Annotated in this window: 15 protein-coding genes; 7 read left to right on the plus strand and 8 right to left on the minus strand. The window is 46.6% G+C overall.

The features are described from left to right. Positions 1-21: 21 nt before the first annotated feature. The 5 genes from AC8GE9_RS03255 to AC8GE9_RS03275 all read left to right on the plus strand — a co-directional run bounded on the left by AC8GE9_RS03255 (position 22) and on the right by AC8GE9_RS03275 (position 5373). Positions 22-1506 (plus strand): M81 family metallopeptidase, encoded by a 1485-nt coding sequence (locus AC8GE9_RS03255; RefSeq protein WP_506675672.1) that lies wholly within the window; start codon positions 22-24, stop codon positions 1504-1506. Between the two features lie 43 nt (positions 1507-1549). After that, positions 1550-2566 (plus strand): Bug family tripartite tricarboxylate transporter substrate binding protein, encoded by a 1017-nt coding sequence (locus AC8GE9_RS03260; protein WP_506675673.1) that lies wholly within the window; start codon positions 1550-1552, stop codon positions 2564-2566. 43 nt (positions 2567-2609) lie between these two features. Continuing rightward, a complete protein-coding gene (locus AC8GE9_RS03265; RefSeq protein ID WP_506675674.1) occupies positions 2610-3440 on the plus strand; it encodes a polysaccharide deacetylase family protein in 831 nt (276 codons plus the stop codon). Further along, the gene (locus AC8GE9_RS03270; RefSeq protein WP_506675675.1) at positions 3437-4312 is read left to right on the plus strand and encodes a polysaccharide deacetylase family protein; all 876 of its coding nucleotides are present in this window, start codon (positions 3437-3439) and stop codon (positions 4310-4312) included. The genes AC8GE9_RS03265 and AC8GE9_RS03270 overlap by 4 nt, the downstream gene beginning before the upstream one ends. A gap of 89 nt (positions 4313-4401) precedes the next feature. Further along, positions 4402-5373, plus strand: coding sequence for a Bug family tripartite tricarboxylate transporter substrate binding protein (locus AC8GE9_RS03275; RefSeq protein ID WP_506675676.1), 972 nt, complete (start codon positions 4402-4404; stop codon positions 5371-5373). 126 nt (positions 5374-5499) lie between these two features. Here the strand turns inward: AC8GE9_RS03275 and AC8GE9_RS03280 are convergent, their stop codons facing one another. The 8 genes from AC8GE9_RS03280 to AC8GE9_RS03315 form a co-directional block, all read right to left on the minus strand. Then, the gene (locus tag AC8GE9_RS03280) at positions 5500-6807 is read right to left on the minus strand and encodes a HipA domain-containing protein (protein WP_506675677.1); all 1308 of its coding nucleotides are present in this window, start codon (positions 6805-6807) and stop codon (positions 5500-5502) included. Further along, positions 6804-7070: a helix-turn-helix domain-containing protein gene (locus tag AC8GE9_RS03285; protein ID WP_506675678.1), complete on the minus strand. Its 267-nt coding sequence runs from the start codon at positions 7068-7070 to the stop codon at positions 6804-6806. The genes AC8GE9_RS03280 and AC8GE9_RS03285 overlap by 4 nt, the downstream gene beginning before the upstream one ends. Positions 7071-7208: 138 nt before the next feature. Next, positions 7209-8714, minus strand: a complete 1506-nt coding sequence (locus AC8GE9_RS03290) for a M81 family metallopeptidase (RefSeq protein WP_506675679.1) — start codon at positions 8712-8714, stop codon at positions 7209-7211. 53 nt (positions 8715-8767) lie between these two features. After that, positions 8768-9763, minus strand: coding sequence for an ABC transporter ATP-binding protein (locus tag AC8GE9_RS03295; RefSeq protein ID WP_506675680.1), 996 nt, complete (start codon positions 9761-9763; stop codon positions 8768-8770). Continuing rightward, complete coding sequence (locus AC8GE9_RS03300; RefSeq protein ID WP_506675681.1) at positions 9760-10776, minus strand: ABC transporter ATP-binding protein; 1017 nt, start codon at positions 10774-10776, stop codon at positions 9760-9762. The genes AC8GE9_RS03295 and AC8GE9_RS03300 overlap by 4 nt, the downstream gene beginning before the upstream one ends. A gap of 19 nt (positions 10777-10795) precedes the next feature. Further along, positions 10796-11713, minus strand: coding sequence for an ABC transporter permease (locus AC8GE9_RS03305; RefSeq protein WP_506675682.1), 918 nt, complete (start codon positions 11711-11713; stop codon positions 10796-10798). Next, positions 11706-12647, minus strand: coding sequence for an ABC transporter permease (locus tag AC8GE9_RS03310; protein WP_506675683.1), 942 nt, complete (start codon positions 12645-12647; stop codon positions 11706-11708). Before AC8GE9_RS03310 ends, AC8GE9_RS03305 begins: the two co-directional genes overlap by 8 nt. A 44-nt stretch (positions 12648-12691) precedes the next feature. Then, positions 12692-14266, minus strand: a complete 1575-nt coding sequence (locus tag AC8GE9_RS03315) for an ABC transporter substrate-binding protein (protein ID WP_506675684.1) — start codon at positions 14264-14266, stop codon at positions 12692-12694. Between the two features lie 220 nt (positions 14267-14486). On the opposite strand from AC8GE9_RS03315, the gene AC8GE9_RS03320 reads away from it, so the two are divergent. Together AC8GE9_RS03320 and AC8GE9_RS03325 are read left to right on the plus strand one after the other, a co-directional pair. Further along, positions 14487-15344 carry a MurR/RpiR family transcriptional regulator gene (locus AC8GE9_RS03320; protein WP_506675685.1) on the plus strand — a complete coding sequence of 286 codons (858 nt, stop codon included), beginning with the start codon at positions 14487-14489 and terminating at the stop codon, positions 15342-15344. A gap of 220 nt (positions 15345-15564) precedes the next feature. Beyond that, positions 15565-16905: an aspartate aminotransferase family protein gene (locus AC8GE9_RS03325; RefSeq protein ID WP_506675686.1), complete on the plus strand. Its 1341-nt coding sequence runs from the start codon at positions 15565-15567 to the stop codon at positions 16903-16905. The last annotated feature ends 17 nt before the right edge of the window (positions 16906-16922 follow it).

Genomic DNA, 16922 nt, shown 5'->3' on the forward strand with positions numbered 1-16922 from the left:
TCGTCAATGACTTACAGAATATTGTCTGCTCAGCTCAGCCATGAAACGAATACTTTCAGCAATACCGCAACAGATATGGCTGCGTTCAAAAGAAGAATCTTCGTTGAAAACGAAGGGGTCACGAAGCAATATGCAAATACGAGTACTGAACTTGGCGCACACATCGCCTATGCACGAGATAACAACTGGACATTAATTCAACCATTTGCCGCGCATGGCACGCCCTCGGGGCCAGTGACTGCGCATATGCTGAATTATTGTATTGATAGACTCGTTGAGCAAGCTGCTCATGTGGATGGAGTCATTTTAGCTTTACATGGTGCGATGGTTGCAGAAAATGCGGATGATGCAGAGGGTTATTTGTTATTAAAAGTTCGACAAGCCTTAGGGCCGAACAAACCTCTTGTTATCACACTCGATACGCATGCCAACGTTACAGATGAAATGGCGCGCCACGTCAATGGAGTTTTCATCTATCGTACGTATCCACATGTTGACCAATATCCTCTAGCCTTGGAGGCTTGTGCTCACTTAAGCCTACTTCTAGAAACAGGGAGACTCCCTCACACCAGAGTCTTTAGACTACCTATGCTTGATGGCTGTGATCACGGGCGAACACATAGCTCAGGCCCTTTTCCAGAGCTCCTTAAGAAAGCTCGCGAGATCCATCTTGCTCATCAAGACATTCATGCTCTTGAACTTGCCGTCGGATTTCCCTGGTCAGATATTGAGCAAGCAGGCCCTTCAGTAGTCGTGACAACAGAGATCCCAGAAAAGGAAGTCAGAGAACTCCTTCGTCCTTTACTAAAAGATATGTGGAACACCCGCGCTCAGCGTTCAATTAACTTGCTTTCATTCGATCAGCTTGTAAAAGAAATAGAAAATACTCCGACTGAGGGTGGGCCAATTGTTATCGCTGATTTCAGCGACAATCCTGGGCATGGAGCTCCGGGTGATGGTGTAGGTTTATTAAATTACCTTGCTAATACCAATATTCATGATATTGGTGTCGCTAGCATATGTGACCCAGATGCGGTTCAAACATGTTTCGAAGCAGGTATTGGAAAAAAGATTCATCTAGAGTTTGGCTCCAGAAAAATGCCAGAACTCTATGGAGCTTCATTTGCGGGTCTTTGCGAGGTAATACACCTTGGGGACGGAGGTTTAGTCATCGAAGGCCCAATGAGAAAAGGCGCCAAACTTTCGCTTGGTCCTACCGCAACTATTCGCTGTGGAAACTTGTCTGTGATTTTGGCGACAAATAATATCCAAGTACAAGATCTTGCTTTTTTTAGAAGTAATGGTATCGAACCCACTCATGCCAACGTGCTCGTTGTGAAATCTCAACAGCATTTCCGCGCAGCATTTGAGCCCATTTCAAGAAATATTCTTTTGGCTGATAGTGGCGGCTTTGTCTCATCAAACTTAAAAAAATTGACCTATATCAAGGTTCGACGTCCTGTATGGCCACTGGATGAAATCCCCAATGAATTGGTATCCCTCTAACGCACTTAGCTGACTCTATTCAATCGCACTTAAGGAAACCGACATGACTAAATTCAATCAAGATAAAACAACTAAACATATTAAAAAGAAAATTTTTAGTGTGTTGACATTTTCAATCGCCATGCTTTCCTCCAGCTTTTCGTATGCTCAAAACACAGGCGATTGGCCCAATAAACCCATCAACCTCATTGTGCCCATTGCACCTGGAGGTGGAACAGACATTATTGCTCGCGCCGTAGCCAATGAGCTTGGTCCTATGTTGGGGACAACAATCGTGGTTCAGAATAGAGCTGGTGCAAACGGGACCATCGGCACAAGTGCGGTCGCCAGAGCGGCGCCTGATGGCTACACAATCATGGTTGGCTCAATCGGAACGCATGCTGCCAATGCTTGCTTATACGATTTACCTTATGATCCATTGAAAGACTTTGAGGCAATTGGTCTGCTTGCAAACTACAACAACGTTTTTATTGTAAATGCTGACTCACCAATCAAATCAATAGAAGATTTAGTTTCCAAGGCAAAAGCCAGTCCTGGAAAATTAACGCATGCTGTGACCGTGATTGGAAGTTCTTCACATTTGGCGATCGAAAGATTCAAACAAATCGCAAACGTTCAGATGTTATCCGTACCTTACAACGGGGCACCGGCAGCTACTACGGATCTGATGGGAGGTCGTGTGGATTTCATGTTAGACACAATTGTCAGCCAATACGGAAATATTAGTGCTGGCAAAATGCGAGCACTTGGTTCAACAATGGCCTTGGCTAGGTCACCCGTTCTGCCTGAGGTCAAAACGGTCGCTGAGCAGGGATATCCAACGTTTGATACGGTAGGATGGACAGGTTTATTTGCACCCGCCGGTACGCCTCCTGCCGTCGTAGAAAAAATCGCGACCGCGCTACAAAAAGTATATGCAGGCGGCAAACTTCAAGCATCGTTAGGCAGCAAAGGGTTAGATGTCACAACCACCACGCCCCCAAAATTCAAGGAATACGTTGCTCAAGAGCTTGGTACCTGGTGTGATGTGATCAAACGCTCGAACATCAAAGTCAATTAATTTGTTCTTCTAATTTCCCACTTTAATCCTGGCATAACTAAAGATGAAAACTGTTCTCCCATCTGAACTAAAGTGCGTCGTCTTACTTGGTGTGGACTTCGATGGACCCTGCCATGAAGTAGGGCGTGGTATCCCACCACTTGGCATTCATTCGTGGGGCCGATACTCTGCTAAAAGGGGTATACCGCGTCATTTGGATATGTTCCAGCGAATGAACGTACCTTGTACTTTTTTTGTGCCAGGCTACGATGCCATTCACCATCCAGATGTTGTGAAAGCAATAGATTCTTCCGGTTGTGAAGTCGCTGCTCATGGTTATTTGCATGAGGCCTGGGAAGTAGAATTTGCAGAAGAAGAAAAACTCTTGAGGCTCACGAACGACATCTTGAGTAATCTTTTGGGCAAGCCTGTGCAGGGTTGGCGCTCCCCCTCTGGAAGAAAAAGTAATAAGACTATGCAAGTCTTGCACTCCATGGGCTATATCTACGACTCAAGTGACAAGGATTATGACCTTCCTTATCGCCTTCGTTTTAATGATGTACTCGGCAATCCAGCGACAATCATAGAGCTGCCAAACAATACCTATAGTTTGGATGACTTTCCATTTTTTAAGTTTAGTCATACTCCGCCCTCCGAGGTGCTTGACCAATGGCGTCATGAATTCGATACGATTTATAACGGGGACCGTTTTTTTGTTCTCACTGTTCACCCAAGATCTGGTTGGGGAAGTGGTACGCCATCAAGAACTAAAATTTTAGAAGAAACGATCCGACATATCCAGCAGTTCGACGGCGTTCAATTTTTTACCTCTGCGCAATTTGCCCAATGGTGCCAAGCTAATCCCCAATATCTCGAAGAGGTCTCTCACTCATGAAAACAGGATACCCTTGGCCCAAAGGTACGCAAGCTGCTGTGACAATCAGCGTTAATTTTGATGCAGAAGCTTATGACTTATTGAGTACTACGAATGAACGACTATTTGGCCGATTTTCATACGGACGATATGGCGTACGTGCAGGTCTTCCGCGTCTGCTTGACTTGTTTGCAAAAAATAATATTCAGGCAACATTTTTCGTGACTGGAGAAGATGCAAAAAGACATATTGATGAATTAAAAGAAATCGCAAAATCTGGGCATGAGATTGCAAGCCGTGGCGCAACGATGAAACGCCCGAATGAGTCTGGTGAACTCGCTTGGCTTAAGGAGGGGATCGAGATCGTTTCAGATATTATTGGGATGAAAGTGCTGGGATATCGTAGTCCGGATAATGAATTATCACCCTTAACGTTGCATCACCTGATAGATCTCGGCCTTCTTTATGATGCGAGCTTTCAAGATGATGATGCGCCTTACATCTTTGACCTTAAAGGTGGAAAACTAGTTGAAATCCCGTCTTGCTATGCCCTTGCGGATGCGCCCGCCTACTCGGCGCGCCATTCACACCAGAGAGTGCTACAAATCTGGCGCGACGAAACGAAAGCTTTAATTGCCGCTGACGCACTGATCCCGTTGACTCTTCACCTCAGAGGAGATTTTGGCTCTACTCGGGCAGCGCGAATCGCATTGTTAGATCAGTACATTAAAGAGGTCAAGCAACAATCTGGCATAACATTTATGACTTATTTAGAACTTGCGAAATGGACGATCGATAGCAAGGCAAATGTAGAGGGGGATCCCTACACACCTCATCAACAAACGCTTGCAAATACAATTTATCGTGGAGATTTAGCGGTTAAGCCCACATGATAAGTTGATTGCTCGGCGGTTGAAGCGAAAGGGTGTTTATCGTATTTCAGATGTTATGCCAATGAAAATAATCTCAACGGAGATCATCAATGAAAAATTTTCTGACTGTCATAGCGGCTCTTTGTGTCGGAGTGTTCTCCAGCGTAGTTGTCGCCCAATCGTATCCTGATAAGCCAATCAAGTTTGTCGTCCCGCTTGGTCCTGGAAGTGGACTCGATGCGGGTGCTCGCTATGTCGCGGAGAGAATCTCTAAAACGCTGGGTCAACCTGTCATTGTTGAAAACAGACCAGGCGCGGGCTCGCTGATAGGGACTGAGTATGTTCTAAAAGCTCCGGCTGATGGGTATATGGTTCTTCTTGTCTCTCCCAGTTCGATGGTGATTAACCCTCTGACCCGCCCGAACAACTCCTACGATCCGCTAAAAGACTTTACGATGGTCGCGGGCATGAATCTCGCTAATATTGTTGTGGTTGTACCTGCGTCATCTCCTCATCAAACATTCAAAGACTTTGTTGAGTATGGGCGTCAGAATCCAGGAAAAATTAATTTCGGACACTACTCTGAGTTTTATCGCTTAGGCTCTATTTCTCTTTTAAAGAATGTTGGTGTTGAGGCAAACTACATTCCCTATCAAAGCGCCACGCCAGTCATTAGTGACCTTGCAGGCAAAACCTTGGATGGAGCCATCCTGCCCACAGGGACGGCAGAGCCACTTGTTAAGTCAGGCCGACTTCGTACCCTTGTCGCTGCAAGCAAAAGCCGTATGGTTGATATCGATACTTTCAAGAGCACACCAACCATACTGGAAAGTGGATATCCAGAATTTGAACTGACAGTGTGGACTGGTTTTGCGGTGAAAGCTGGAACACCTGCCGCAATCATAAAAAAATTAGAGGGTGCCATTATGGAAGTTTTGCGCTCTCCTGACTTTCGCGACTTTCAAATGGCTCGCGGTGGCGAATTGCCTTTTATCGTAGATAGTACAGAATTCACGCAAGTCTTGAAAAAATCTCTCTCTGATACCAGCTTGGTGCTGAAAGCACTAGACTCTAAAAAATAAGTTTTGAGCGAATTTAACTTTGTCGAGTGTGTGCACATGGGCACATGCGGTCAAGCTGGCTCTTTGGTTAAAAAATATTTGCGATCTTTGACAGCAGACCAACGATGGCGAATTTGGTATTGGGCGCTAGGCTATTTGTTTTGCCATGTGTTTAATCACGACATGCAAAATCGTTCTGAGGCATCTTGACTCCCCCGCCATCGATGCGGGTACGTAAGGTTGTCGGCTGAGTAGTTTGGTATTTGCATCCTCGTATTCGGCATAAAGAGTTTCAGCTGCTTGGACGATACGACCGCGAAGGTTTTCAATGAGTCTTTCTGCGGTCGCCGTTGCAAGGCCCAACGCTAAGCCAGCCTCAAGTAACAATCGTCGGTCGATCTCTGCAAAGCGTCTGCTGCCCATGATGGGCCAAGCCAACGGTGTTTGTTCTGGCCAGCCTTTTTGGTCAAACGCAATCGATTCATAGGCGGCGATGCTCAGGAGATCATAAAAAGGCGCGAGCTGAACGCCTTGGGCAGAGACCATAAAGCTTAGATTTTTAAGGTGTGCATCGGTGTTGCCAACCAGCACATTAAAGATGAGCCATTCAAATAAACGAGTACGAGCAATAGCTGGGCTGCGGCAAGCCTTTGCCAACGCGGCCAAATTTTCGATATTGCCTTGAATATATTTAAAGCTTCGGTCGAGGCCGAGTAATTGACACGCATCGATGACGTGCGTGCGGTGCCAACCATGCTGATTTGCAAACCGATCAAAACGATCGATAAGATATACCGGCGAAGGAACGTAGCGACGGTGAACGTTTGGAACGTTCAGACCTAGTCGCTTGGCCAAGCACATGACAAACCACTCATTAATCACAGAATGGGGATAATCCTCATCGGGATGATCGGGTTTAAGAATATGTGTAGAAGGCGCGGCACCGACAGGTTCAAATAAGGCGCCACCTTGCAAGACGACAGCGAGTTTATGTTGAGCACCTGCGAGTGACATACGTTTAGTCGCAGCATGGGTGAGCGGTGCTTTCGGTAACAGTCGAATTCTCTCCTCGAGTGACTCATCTGATAAAGGCTTTAAAGGCTCTGTAGTCTGAGGTTCGGCACCTGTCGGCAACAAAATCAAAGAACCGGCAGACTCGGCGCCATACCAAGCCAAAAGACCAAAAGCGTCTGCTGTATCAAGACGTGCATCAGCAGCTAGTAACGTGCGCTGTCCTTCTTCGGGGAGCAGGTTATCAAAATACCACTGCACAGGCCGCAGACTCGCACCATCGAGTAACTGGCTCGTGGAAAGGGGAAGCTGAGGGCTAAGCGCGAAACCCTGAGGGTTGTCGAGCCAAGCTTTGGAGTAGGTGAAGCTCCAGAGTCCATCCACCTCTTGCAAGGTGCCTACTTGGGTATTATTGATAGAGGCGCTTAGAGCTCTGGCGTTCATGCCTCATCCTTCGCCTTGGGAAAGGAGGATAAATATGCTTCTGCGCTTTCCGGTACATCGACAATGACTCGGATACCGAGCCCGTTGAGCACTTGAAAGAGCTTTCCCCATTGGACAGACTCACTGCCGCGCTCTACTTTGCCAAGAAAGTTTTCACTGACGCCGATACTGCCCGCAGCGTCGTCTTGGCGAATTTTTTGAGCTTTGCGGCTTTCGCGCACGATCTTGCCAATATGTGCCACATTATCAATCGCTATTTTCACAATAAATCCTCATGAATGTGAGGATTTTAAGCTATATTGGCGAGATTGTCAATGAATCCTCATGAATGCAAGGATTTTATGATGCAAAATGATTGTTTTGACTAAATCCTTATGATCGTGAGGATTTTTTCATTCCAATCAATTTTCCTTAAAAGGAAAAACAGTATCAGTATTTAAAAATTGATATGGCACAGTGGTTAAGTCAGCTGGGCCGTAATCAGGCGTATCGACAATCAGGATCGTTTCTGCGGCATCCTCATAGAAGGCTCGAAAGTGTGTCTTTGAGCGCAAAACGATGAGATCAAAATCTTCTGGCTTTTGATCGAATATATAAAACGGATCACCATTTACAGCGGTATGTGATTTAGTCGTGACGCTAATACTGATGCCATTGACATCAAGCAATGCGGTCAATCCTAGGTCGACAGGCAGTCCTTTCATATAAGCGCCTGTGTTGCGATAGGACTTTGGTCCAACCCAGAGTACCTTGGCATTGACATCTAGACGTGGCCCAGCTTTTGGGGAGCTGTGTCCGCCGAGTTGAAGTCTGACTGTTTGACCCACGCCAGCCTTACTCGCGACAGATGCGGCTTCTGGATCCCATAAGAGTGGGACACTGACTTTGTAGCTAGGTCTTCTTTTGAGTAATTCTTGCAGGATATAACTAGAGTCATTGACGCGATCAGCATGTTCGAGCAACACAATCGGTTTTAAACTTGATGGTCGTTTGGCGATGAATGAGTCAACGATCTCGAAGGCCTCTGTACAGGTATAAACCGGAACGGGTCGATACAGCGCCTCTCGGTTTTCATAGATGGCATCAGAAAGCTGCTGAATAATTTTGGAAGTATCTGTCGCCTGACTATCCGCTGTGCACATCACGCTAAACCCGGTGTTGTGCGCGTCGGTGTATGAAAAGCCAGCCATGATTGAAATATCAAGATAGTGAGGACTTTCTTGCTGTAACGTGTGCCCTAGCGCAATGATATCCGCCAAGGGCTTAAGATTGGTCGCGCTAAAAATGCTGGGCACGAGTACGCCTGGCTTGACTAAATGGACCGTTGGTTTGATTTCGCCGCGAAGCATGCGTGACATACAGTCAGCAGCTCTTTCCCCAGTTTCACCCGCATCCGTATGCGGAGACTTTCTATAAGCAAATACACCATCAGCACCTTCAATACTGTCTCTGGACAAATTTCCGTGATAATCAAAGGCAACGACTAAAGGCTTATTGGGGCCAATCACTTTGCGAATGCGTCCGATAATGATTTTTTCAGGATCGTGAATGCCCGGAGACCAGCATGCGCCATGCAGAAACAGGAGGACACCATCGAGTTCAGCATGGTGTTTTTCTATCGCAACTGAAATTTCTTTGAGGTAGAACTCTACTGCCTCATCGGTTGCTGCGCCCGCCGCACCTTGAGAAGTTTGAACGATGGGCAACATCTCAATATTTGCTTGCTCGCATACTTTGATAAACCCTCCCATGACTGTATTGGTTCCACGTAACTGAGTCAGGATACGATCTCCGCGCAGAGCCACAGCTTCAAAATCAGCGAGCGTTGTGGGCGTGGGAAGATGACTGACTGACTCGAGTTGAAATCCAGCAATCGCAATCTTTGGTTTTTTTTCTTGTCCGCTCATGAAAATTCCCTATGGAATGTGGTTTTAAGTTAAATAGCTAAAAATGCGAAATATCAATTAAGAGGAAAATGACAAGCGACTTTATGCTCAACTCCGTTGACGATTGAGGCAGTCAAACTTGGCTCAATCTGACTACAGATATCCTTGACCTGAGGACAGCGCGTGTGAAATCTACAGCCTGATGGAGGATGGATTGGACTTGGCAAGTCTCCCTTCAGCACTATCCTGTGTTGCTTTCCACCCTGAGTGATTCTTGGAATAGCGGATAAGAGTGCTTGTGTGTAGGGATGGCGAGGTGCTGCAAACATAGGGCGTTTAGGGCCCAGTTCGACGAGTTTCCCAAGGTACATGACTGCGACATCGTCTGCGATGTGCTTAACAACACTTAGGTCATGACTGACAAAAAGATAAGTCAGTCCAGAATCTTGTTGCAAGTCTTGCATTAAATTAATGATCTGCGCTTGTACTGAAACATCAAGCGCTGAAACGGGTTCGTCACAGATCACTAATTGCGGGTCAAGCACAAGGGCGCGTGCGATTGCGATTCTTTGACGTTGACCGCCAGAGAATTCATGGGGAAAGCGTTGAGCGTGTTGCGCGGAAAGGCCCACGCGATCTAGGACTTGCAAGACCTTTTCTTGGCGGTAAGAGGGTGTATGTCCAGCAATGATCAGAGGCTCTTGAAGAATGCTTTCAACGCGCATGCGCGGATTCAACGAGCTAAAGGGATCTTGTGCGACCATTTGAAAAAGCGGTCTAAGGGGTTTGAGTTGTCTCATGGACATGCTTGAAATATCATGCCCATCAAGCTCGATGACACCTGCGGTCGGTTTCAAAATACGCATGATCAGTCTGGCGGTTGTGGATTTTCCACAGCCACTTTCTCCAACTAACCCAAGAGTTTTTCCTTTATTAATTGCAAAGCTGACGCCATCAACTGCTTTCACGGGCGGACGTGATTTGAACAGTCCAGTTGAGGGTCCAGGAAAATACATACCTAGATTTTCGACCTTGAGCATGGGGTGATTTGACTCAGCGGCCTTTGTCATGAACGTGACTCCATCGGCACTTGATAATCAAAGTCTTTAATGCAAGCCACTGCATGGTCAGAGGTGATGAACAGTGGATCCACAAGCTGCATTTTGCATGCAGGTTTCGCATCAACACACCTGTCATAAAATCGACAACCTCTGGGCATATTTGTCGGGCTAGGAACCGTTCCAGATAATGTCGGGAGCCGATCCACCTCGTAATCAATGGGTGGAATACTGTTCAGTAGGGCTTTTGTATAGGGATGTCTTGGATCACTGAAGATTTCTTCTGTCTTGCCGGTTTCAGCGATTCTGCCTGCGTACATCACCACAACTTTATGTGAGAATTCGGCGACGACACCCATGTCATGGGTAATCAGCAAAATTGCCATGCCAAATTCACGCTGTAATTCTTGTAAAAGCTCCAAAATTTGAGCTTGGACGGTGACATCCAAGGCTGTTGTCGGTTCGTCGGCAATTAAAAGTTTTGGCCGACAGGCTATTGCCATCGCAATCATGACTCTTTGACGCATGCCGCCTGAGAGCTGGTGCGGATACTCGGAGACGCGCATATGTGGCGAGGGAATATTGACAAGCTCAAGCAGGCGTACTGCTTCATTTTTTGCTTGGCTGCGTGTCATGTTCATATGAAGCATCAGAGGTTCCATGATTTGTTCGCCCACGGTATAGACCGGGTTGAGCGAGGTCATCGGCTCTTGAAAAATATAACTGATGTCGCGTCCACGAATGGCGCGGAGTTGCTCAATGGGCAGTTGAGCAAGATCTTGCCCGAGGAAATTGACCTGGCCCGTTAATATGTTTGAGTTCGTCCCTGTTAACCGTGTTAAAGACAATGCTGTAACGCTTTTGCCGCAGCCAGACTCTCCAACAATCGCAACGATTTCACCTGCATGAATATCAAGGGATATCCCATCAACAACAGTCACGGGACCTTGCTGTGTATCGAACCCCACCCGAAGATTGCTAACCTGCATCAGCATTGGATCAGTATGGATGCGTTGATTAGTCATGATGTTGCACTCAGTCTGATTATTTTTTTGTTGTAGTGCGCGTTGTGATCCCTCTTGGATCCAGAATGTCACGCAAGGTGTCGCCGAGCATATTAAAAGCTAATACTGTTAGTGTCAGAACGGCGCCAGGCAGAATAGATAAACTTGGTGCATCAAAAAGATTATTAATTCCGTCGCGAATCAGATTTCCCCAGCTTGCGGCGGGTGGCAACACACCCATTCCTAGAAAACTCAGACTGGCTTCTTCACGTACGGCACCAGCAATACTCAGTGTACCGATCACAATAATCGGTCCAACGATGTTGGGTAGGACGTGGTAGCTGATAATTCGCACATTAGAGGCACCATAAGAGCGTGCCATGTGAACGAAATCAAAATTTTTGATCACGAGCGTTGATCCGCGAGCCAGTCTGATGAACATCGGAATGCTGGAGATGCTAATAGCCAAGACCAGCATTGGGAGACTTGTCCCGAGCAACGTGACGATGAGAAGTGCCATCAAAAGCGGTGGGAAGGCAAGAAGAATATCTACTGCCCAGCCCACAACTCGATCAAATCGACCGAGTAATAAGCCTGCCATCATTCCGATCGGCACACCTATCAGCATTGCAAGTACAACTGAAAAAACACCAACAATCAAAGCGGGTCGTGCGCCGTAAATAAGACGACTCAGAACATCCCTGCCGTACTCGTCTGTACCAAACCAGTGTTGCGCACTGGGAGAGGAGAACGCATTGATGATGTTTTGTGAAAGGGGATCGTAGGGCGCAACCCATGGTGCAAACACAGCAACAAATACAAGTATAAAAATAAAGATTGCTGCAATCAGAGCAGGAGGGTCTGCTCGTAAGGTGTTTAAAAAAACGTGAAAAATTCCTTGTCGGTAAATGGCTGGAGTGTCTGAGGCGATCGGCGTAGCTACTCCAGAGTCACTCATACTTCACCCGTGGATCAAATAGTGTGTAGCTCAAATCAACCAGAAGGTTTATTAACACAACGATGAATGCGAAAACCATCAAGCCAGATTGAATCAACGTATAGTCGCGCTGAGCGATTGCTCCGACAAGCAATTTTCCAATGCCTGGTCGATTAAAAACTGTTTCGGTTAAAACAGCACCTCCTAAAATCGCTCCGGTATAAAGACCAATCGCCGTGATCACAGGAATCATGACATTACGTAGTACATGCTTATATTGAATACTTGATTCGGAGATTCCCTTTGCTCTGGCGGTTCGCACGTAATCAAGCTCCAATTGTTCGAGCATTGACGATCGCGTCAGGCGAGTGATGTATGCCGCTTGAATAATGCCTAAACTCAGCGCTGGGAGGACAAGTTTTTCGATTCTCTCCAGCAAGCCTCCCACATTGAAGGTGTGTACAACTGGAAACCACTTGAGGTAGACGGAAAAAAAGAGTAACAACAATATGCCCAGATAAAAGGCTGGGAACGAAAATCCTGTTAATGCAAAAATGCGCCCGAAATAGTCGATCCACGAATTTCGGCGAACGGCTGTCAGAATACCCAGAGGTATGCCGATGGCGGCTCCTACAAACAATGACGCCAAGGCAAGTTCAAGCGTATAGGGAAATAAAGCTGCGATTTGTTCAGAGACTGACTGATTATTGATCATAGAGCGTCCTAAATCTCCATGCATCAGACCCGTCATGAAAATACGGTACTGCGTCAATACCGGAAGGTTTAGACCAGTTTTTTCTCGAATCGCCTGCAAGGACTCTTCGGTAGCGTTATCTCCTAGGATGACCTCGGCCGGATCAGCCGGCACGAGTCTCATCGCGAAAAATACGAGTGTGGTCACGGCCCACATGATGAACACTGCAGAAAAAAGGCGCTTAACAACGTAGTAAAACAATATCCACTCCTTTTGCTGTCAATGTTTAACGAGATGCTAAAAAGTTATCTCAGCAGTCGAGTCTTGGGAGTGAAGGTATAGAACGCATAGCTCATTTGTGGATGTCCGAGGTCAAGTTTTGGTGTTCTGGCCATGGCGTACTTGCGGGTAAAAAGGGGAATCACAATGGCCTCTTGCATGATGATCTCCTGCGCCTTTTCCCATAGCTCAATCCTCTTTTGCAGGTCCTTTTCTATTAAGGCCTGATCTAACAGCGCATCAGCCTTATCAAAATGTGAAAAGTTTGTGGCTGCAGTTGGCTTGCCGACCATTGAGCGTGAATGAAAAAATTCATTCAAATAGCGATTGCCATCTAGGGGATAGCGGTAGGCACCATAGATCACTGCTGGATTAAGATTTTGACGGATTTGTCTGTGATAAGTCGGGTGATCAACGACCGCGAGTTTGAGATCAACCCCCACTTTGCGCCACTGATCTTGAATGATTTGCATCGGTGGTGAATAAATATTGTTGTTACTGACAATCACTGTCGCCGTAAAGCCGTTTGGAAATCCCGCTTCTGTCAAAAGTTGTTTCGCTTTAGCGGGATCATAATTGTATTGAACGGTCTTCGCGTTATGTCCCAAGTAGCCCGATGGCAGTGGGCTAAGTTCTTCTCCTGACACCTCATCACCTAGAAATTGCAACATTGACTTACGGTCTGTTGCGTGCGCGAGGGCTTTTCTCACGAGGATATTGTCGAAGGGCTTGATCGACGGATTGAGATAAATCGCAAAAGCATTGGCAGGCGCAGTCAAGTCGACTTTCATTCCTGCGCGACGCATTCTGAGAATCGCATCTCTAGAGGCAGCGATTTCAATCGCGTGAACATCACCATTTCTCAAGGCTAATTCACGTGTACTTGCGTTTGACATGAATTGTGCTGTGATGGACTCAAGTATGGGTTTGCCATCCCAGTATCGATCGTTACGCTTGAGTTTGAACGATTCGCGCGGCTTATATTCGGAATACTCAAAGGGCCCAGTGCCGATAGGATGCGTCTTCATATCGATCCCTTTTTGCTCGGCTGCCTGGGACATGATAAAGGCCTTATTCGAATTTACAAGTAGAGCAGGCAGGTTTGGTTCGGGTACCTTAGTATGGAAACGAACAGTGTAAGGATCGACTTTCTCCATATTTGTAATGGGAGCGAGGTTAGCTCTGAACGGTGAGCCTGTTTTATCTGATTTAAGTCTTTCGTAACTGTAAATCACATCATCGGCATTCATTTCACCCAGGCCCCCATGAAATTGGACACCTTTTCTCAGCTTGAACGTCCAGCTCAGTCCATCCGGTGACACAGCCCACGATTCTGCGAGCGAGGGCTCAATCTTGGCTGGATCAATCACACCATCGGGAAATTTTGCAAGACCCTCATAGACGAACTCGACAATTGGAGTTTCGCCAACGCTTGTCGAAAACTGGGGATCCAGGGTGCGGAGATCATCTACACCCAAGCCTAAGATGAGATTCTGGTTATTCGCTACCTGCTGAGCCATGAGGGGCATGGAGAGAGTGGTGGCAATTCCTAAACTGGTCCATAAAAGAGCTTTCTTCATAAACGAAATCAGTTTTGTCATGACAACCTCCAGGTAAAAGAACGGTTAAAACGCGAAACCCCAGAATGCTAGATCATTGTCTATAAGATGAGACAAGTGCCTCATTTATTTAATCACAGCAACATTTGATCTTCGATCAGGGTTTTCCCGATAAATTCTTTTTAATGCTTCGTAGAAAGATCTTCAAGTGCTTTAATTGTGTGCATAGCAAAGTTATTAAGATGAAACTCGACGATCACCCATGAACGCGAAAGAACAAATCCTGAGTCATTTTCCGCAGTTAACGCCACGCTTACGCGATGCGGCTAGATTCGTCGTTGATCATCCAAATGATGTGGTGACGCATTCCATGCGTGGCTTGGCTGAAACAGCAAACATCATGCCATCCACGTTATCAAGACTTGCGCAACAAGTTGGCTATGTTGGATGGCCAGAATTAAAAAAAGCCTTTATTTCTGATCTTGGGCTGAATCAGAATGGCTATAGTGAAAGAGCTAAAAAACTGGCTAACAGGTCTACCGAAAAGGGTTTGGTCAATGAACTCTTTGAGACCTATGTCTCAAATCTGGAAGCCACTCAGCTTCAAATTGAACCTAAGATAAAGATTGCAGCGAATATCCTGCAAAAGGCGAAAGTCGTTCATGTGGCTGGCTTTCGAGCCAGTTTCGCGATCGCTTTTTCACTTTTTTATGGCTATCGACTATTTAGAAACTCCGTAGAGTTGATTGATGGTCATTGCGGTGGCTTAGAGTTGCAGTTACGTCGAATTCAAAAGCGTGATGCAGTGGTGATTATCAGTTTTGCACCTTATTCCAAAGAGTCGATTGCAGTACTCGAGGCCGCTCGCCATGCTCACGCGAGCGTCATTGCTCTTTCCGATAGCAGCGCTTCGCCTTTGGCACTCGGGGCTGATGTTTCGCTTGAGTTCAAGGTTTCAAGTCCTTCTTTTTTCCCGTCGACGCTCGCTGGAACCGCAGCGTCAGAGGCGCTGCTTGAAGCCTTAGTCGCAACAGGTAAAAACGATGTTGTAAAGCCTATTGACGAGGCTGAAAAACATTTGATTCGCTCGGGTGCTTATCTCGGTAATGCTACGTTGTAAATCACCACAAGTTTGGATCTCAGTCATTTGAGGAAAATGGGTAAATTTTGAAATATTGATGATACAAATGTATTATTTTTAAAAATTAAGGTACAAATTGAGCATTTCAAGCATGCTGAATGTTTGAGGTGTCAGTGAGTAGAGTCGGTCTGCCGCAACTATTTTTCATCTGTTTGTTGGACGTTCAAGTCGCTTCCTAATAAAAATCAAGGAATAGCTCATGTCACATATTATTCATCGTAGCTTTAAATATACGCCTCGTGTCGCACGTCGTTCTGAAGGTATCTATATTGAAGATACAAAAGGGAAAACCTATATTGATGCCTCGGGGGGGGCGGCTGTTTCTTGTTTGGGACATTCTCACCCTGATGTGCTTGCTGCGATGGAAGCTCAAATTAGAGAATTGGCTTACGCGCATACCGGATTTTTCACGACAGAAGTCGCAGAGACCTTAGCAGATGGGCTCGCAGCGGATGCGCCTGGTGATTTAAATAATGTGTATTTCGTGTCTGGTGGTTCAGAGGCCATGGAGGCGGCGCTGAAAATGGCGCGTCAATACTATGTCTGTATTGGACAACCAGAGAGAACGATATTTATTGGACGCAGTCAAAGCTACCATGGAAATACACTCGGTGCGCTCGCAGTCGGTGGAAACGAATGGCGCCGACAACAGTTCGCGCCCTTGCTGATGAATACTGGACGCGTATCACCGTGTTTCGAATATCGGGACAGGCTGTCCACAGAAACGCAAGATCAATATACAGCGCGTCTGATCGACGAGCTCGAGCAAACAATCTTAGCGTTGGGTCCTCAAAATGTGATTGGCTTCTGCGCAGAGACTGTTGTGGGTGCGACCGCGGGGGCTGTGCCTCCAACGCCTGGGTACTTTAAGGGTGTGCGCGAGATCTGCGACAAATACGGAATTTTATTAATTTTGGATGAAGTGATGTGTGGGATGGGACGCACGGGGAGCTTGTTTGCGTTTGAACAAGACGGCGTTGTTCCGGATATTGTGGCGATCGCCAAGGGCTTGGGGGGAGGGTATCAACCCATTGGTGCCTTGATTGCAAGTGATCGCATTGTTGAAGCGATGCGTAAAAACTCTGATTTATTTCAACATGGTCATACGTATCTTGGACACCCAACGGCCTGCGCGGCGGCTTTGGCCGTGCAGCGGGTGATTAAGCGTGACGGGCTTTTGCAAAATGTGCAAGCAAGAGGTCAGTACTTGCGTCACCGTTTGCAGTCAAGATTTGGTGAGCATGAACACATAGGCGATATCCGGGGTCGTGGGCTTTTTATGGCACTGGAAATTGTGCGCGATCGCCAGACCAAAGAGGTCTTTGATCCGGCTCTTAAGCTTCATGCGCGTATTAAATCGCTCGCCATGGAAAATGGTTTGATGGTCTATCCAATGGGTGGCACGATCGATGGAAAAAATGGCGACCATATTTTGATCGCACCCCCTTTCATCGTGACAGAAGCGCAAATAGACGAAATTGTTGAACGACTTGCCTTGACAGTCGAAGAAGTGTTGGCGGACTGTTTGGTATCGGTCTGATAAAAAGAAAGTGGGTC

The organism is Zwartia lucis, from assembly GCF_965234455.1.
GTDB classification, from domain to species: Bacteria; Pseudomonadota; Gammaproteobacteria; order Burkholderiales; family Burkholderiaceae_B; genus Zwartia; species Zwartia lucis.

Coding starts and splice junctions, on each gene's coding strand:
- AC8GE9_RS03295 (WP_506675680.1), bottom strand. CDS start 9,763: ATGACAAAGGCCGCTGAGTCAAATCACCCCATGCTCAAGGTCGAAAAT.
- AC8GE9_RS03315 (WP_506675684.1), bottom strand. CDS start 14,266: ATGACAAAACTGATTTCGTTTATGAAGAAAGCTCTTTTATGGACCAGT.
- AC8GE9_RS03320 (WP_506675685.1), top strand. CDS start 14,487: ATGAACGCGAAAGAACAAATCCTGAGTCATTTTCCGCAGTTAACGCCA.
- AC8GE9_RS03290 (WP_506675679.1), bottom strand. CDS start 8,714: ATGAGCGGACAAGAAAAAAAACCAAAGATTGCGATTGCTGGATTTCAA.
- AC8GE9_RS03260 (WP_506675673.1), top strand. CDS start 1,550: ATGACTAAATTCAATCAAGATAAAACAACTAAACATATTAAAAAGAAA.
- AC8GE9_RS03270 (WP_506675675.1), top strand. CDS start 3,437: ATGAAAACAGGATACCCTTGGCCCAAAGGTACGCAAGCTGCTGTGACA.
- AC8GE9_RS03305 (WP_506675682.1), bottom strand. CDS start 11,713: ATGAGTGACTCTGGAGTAGCTACGCCGATCGCCTCAGACACTCCAGCC.
- AC8GE9_RS03275 (WP_506675676.1), top strand. CDS start 4,402: ATGAAAAATTTTCTGACTGTCATAGCGGCTCTTTGTGTCGGAGTGTTC.
- AC8GE9_RS03300 (WP_506675681.1), bottom strand. CDS start 10,776: ATGACTAATCAACGCATCCATACTGATCCAATGCTGATGCAGGTTAGC.
- AC8GE9_RS03325 (WP_506675686.1), top strand. CDS start 15,565: ATGTCACATATTATTCATCGTAGCTTTAAATATACGCCTCGTGTCGCA.
- AC8GE9_RS03265 (WP_506675674.1), top strand. CDS start 2,610: ATGAAAACTGTTCTCCCATCTGAACTAAAGTGCGTCGTCTTACTTGGT.
- AC8GE9_RS03280 (WP_506675677.1), bottom strand. CDS start 6,807: ATGAACGCCAGAGCTCTAAGCGCCTCTATCAATAATACCCAAGTAGGC.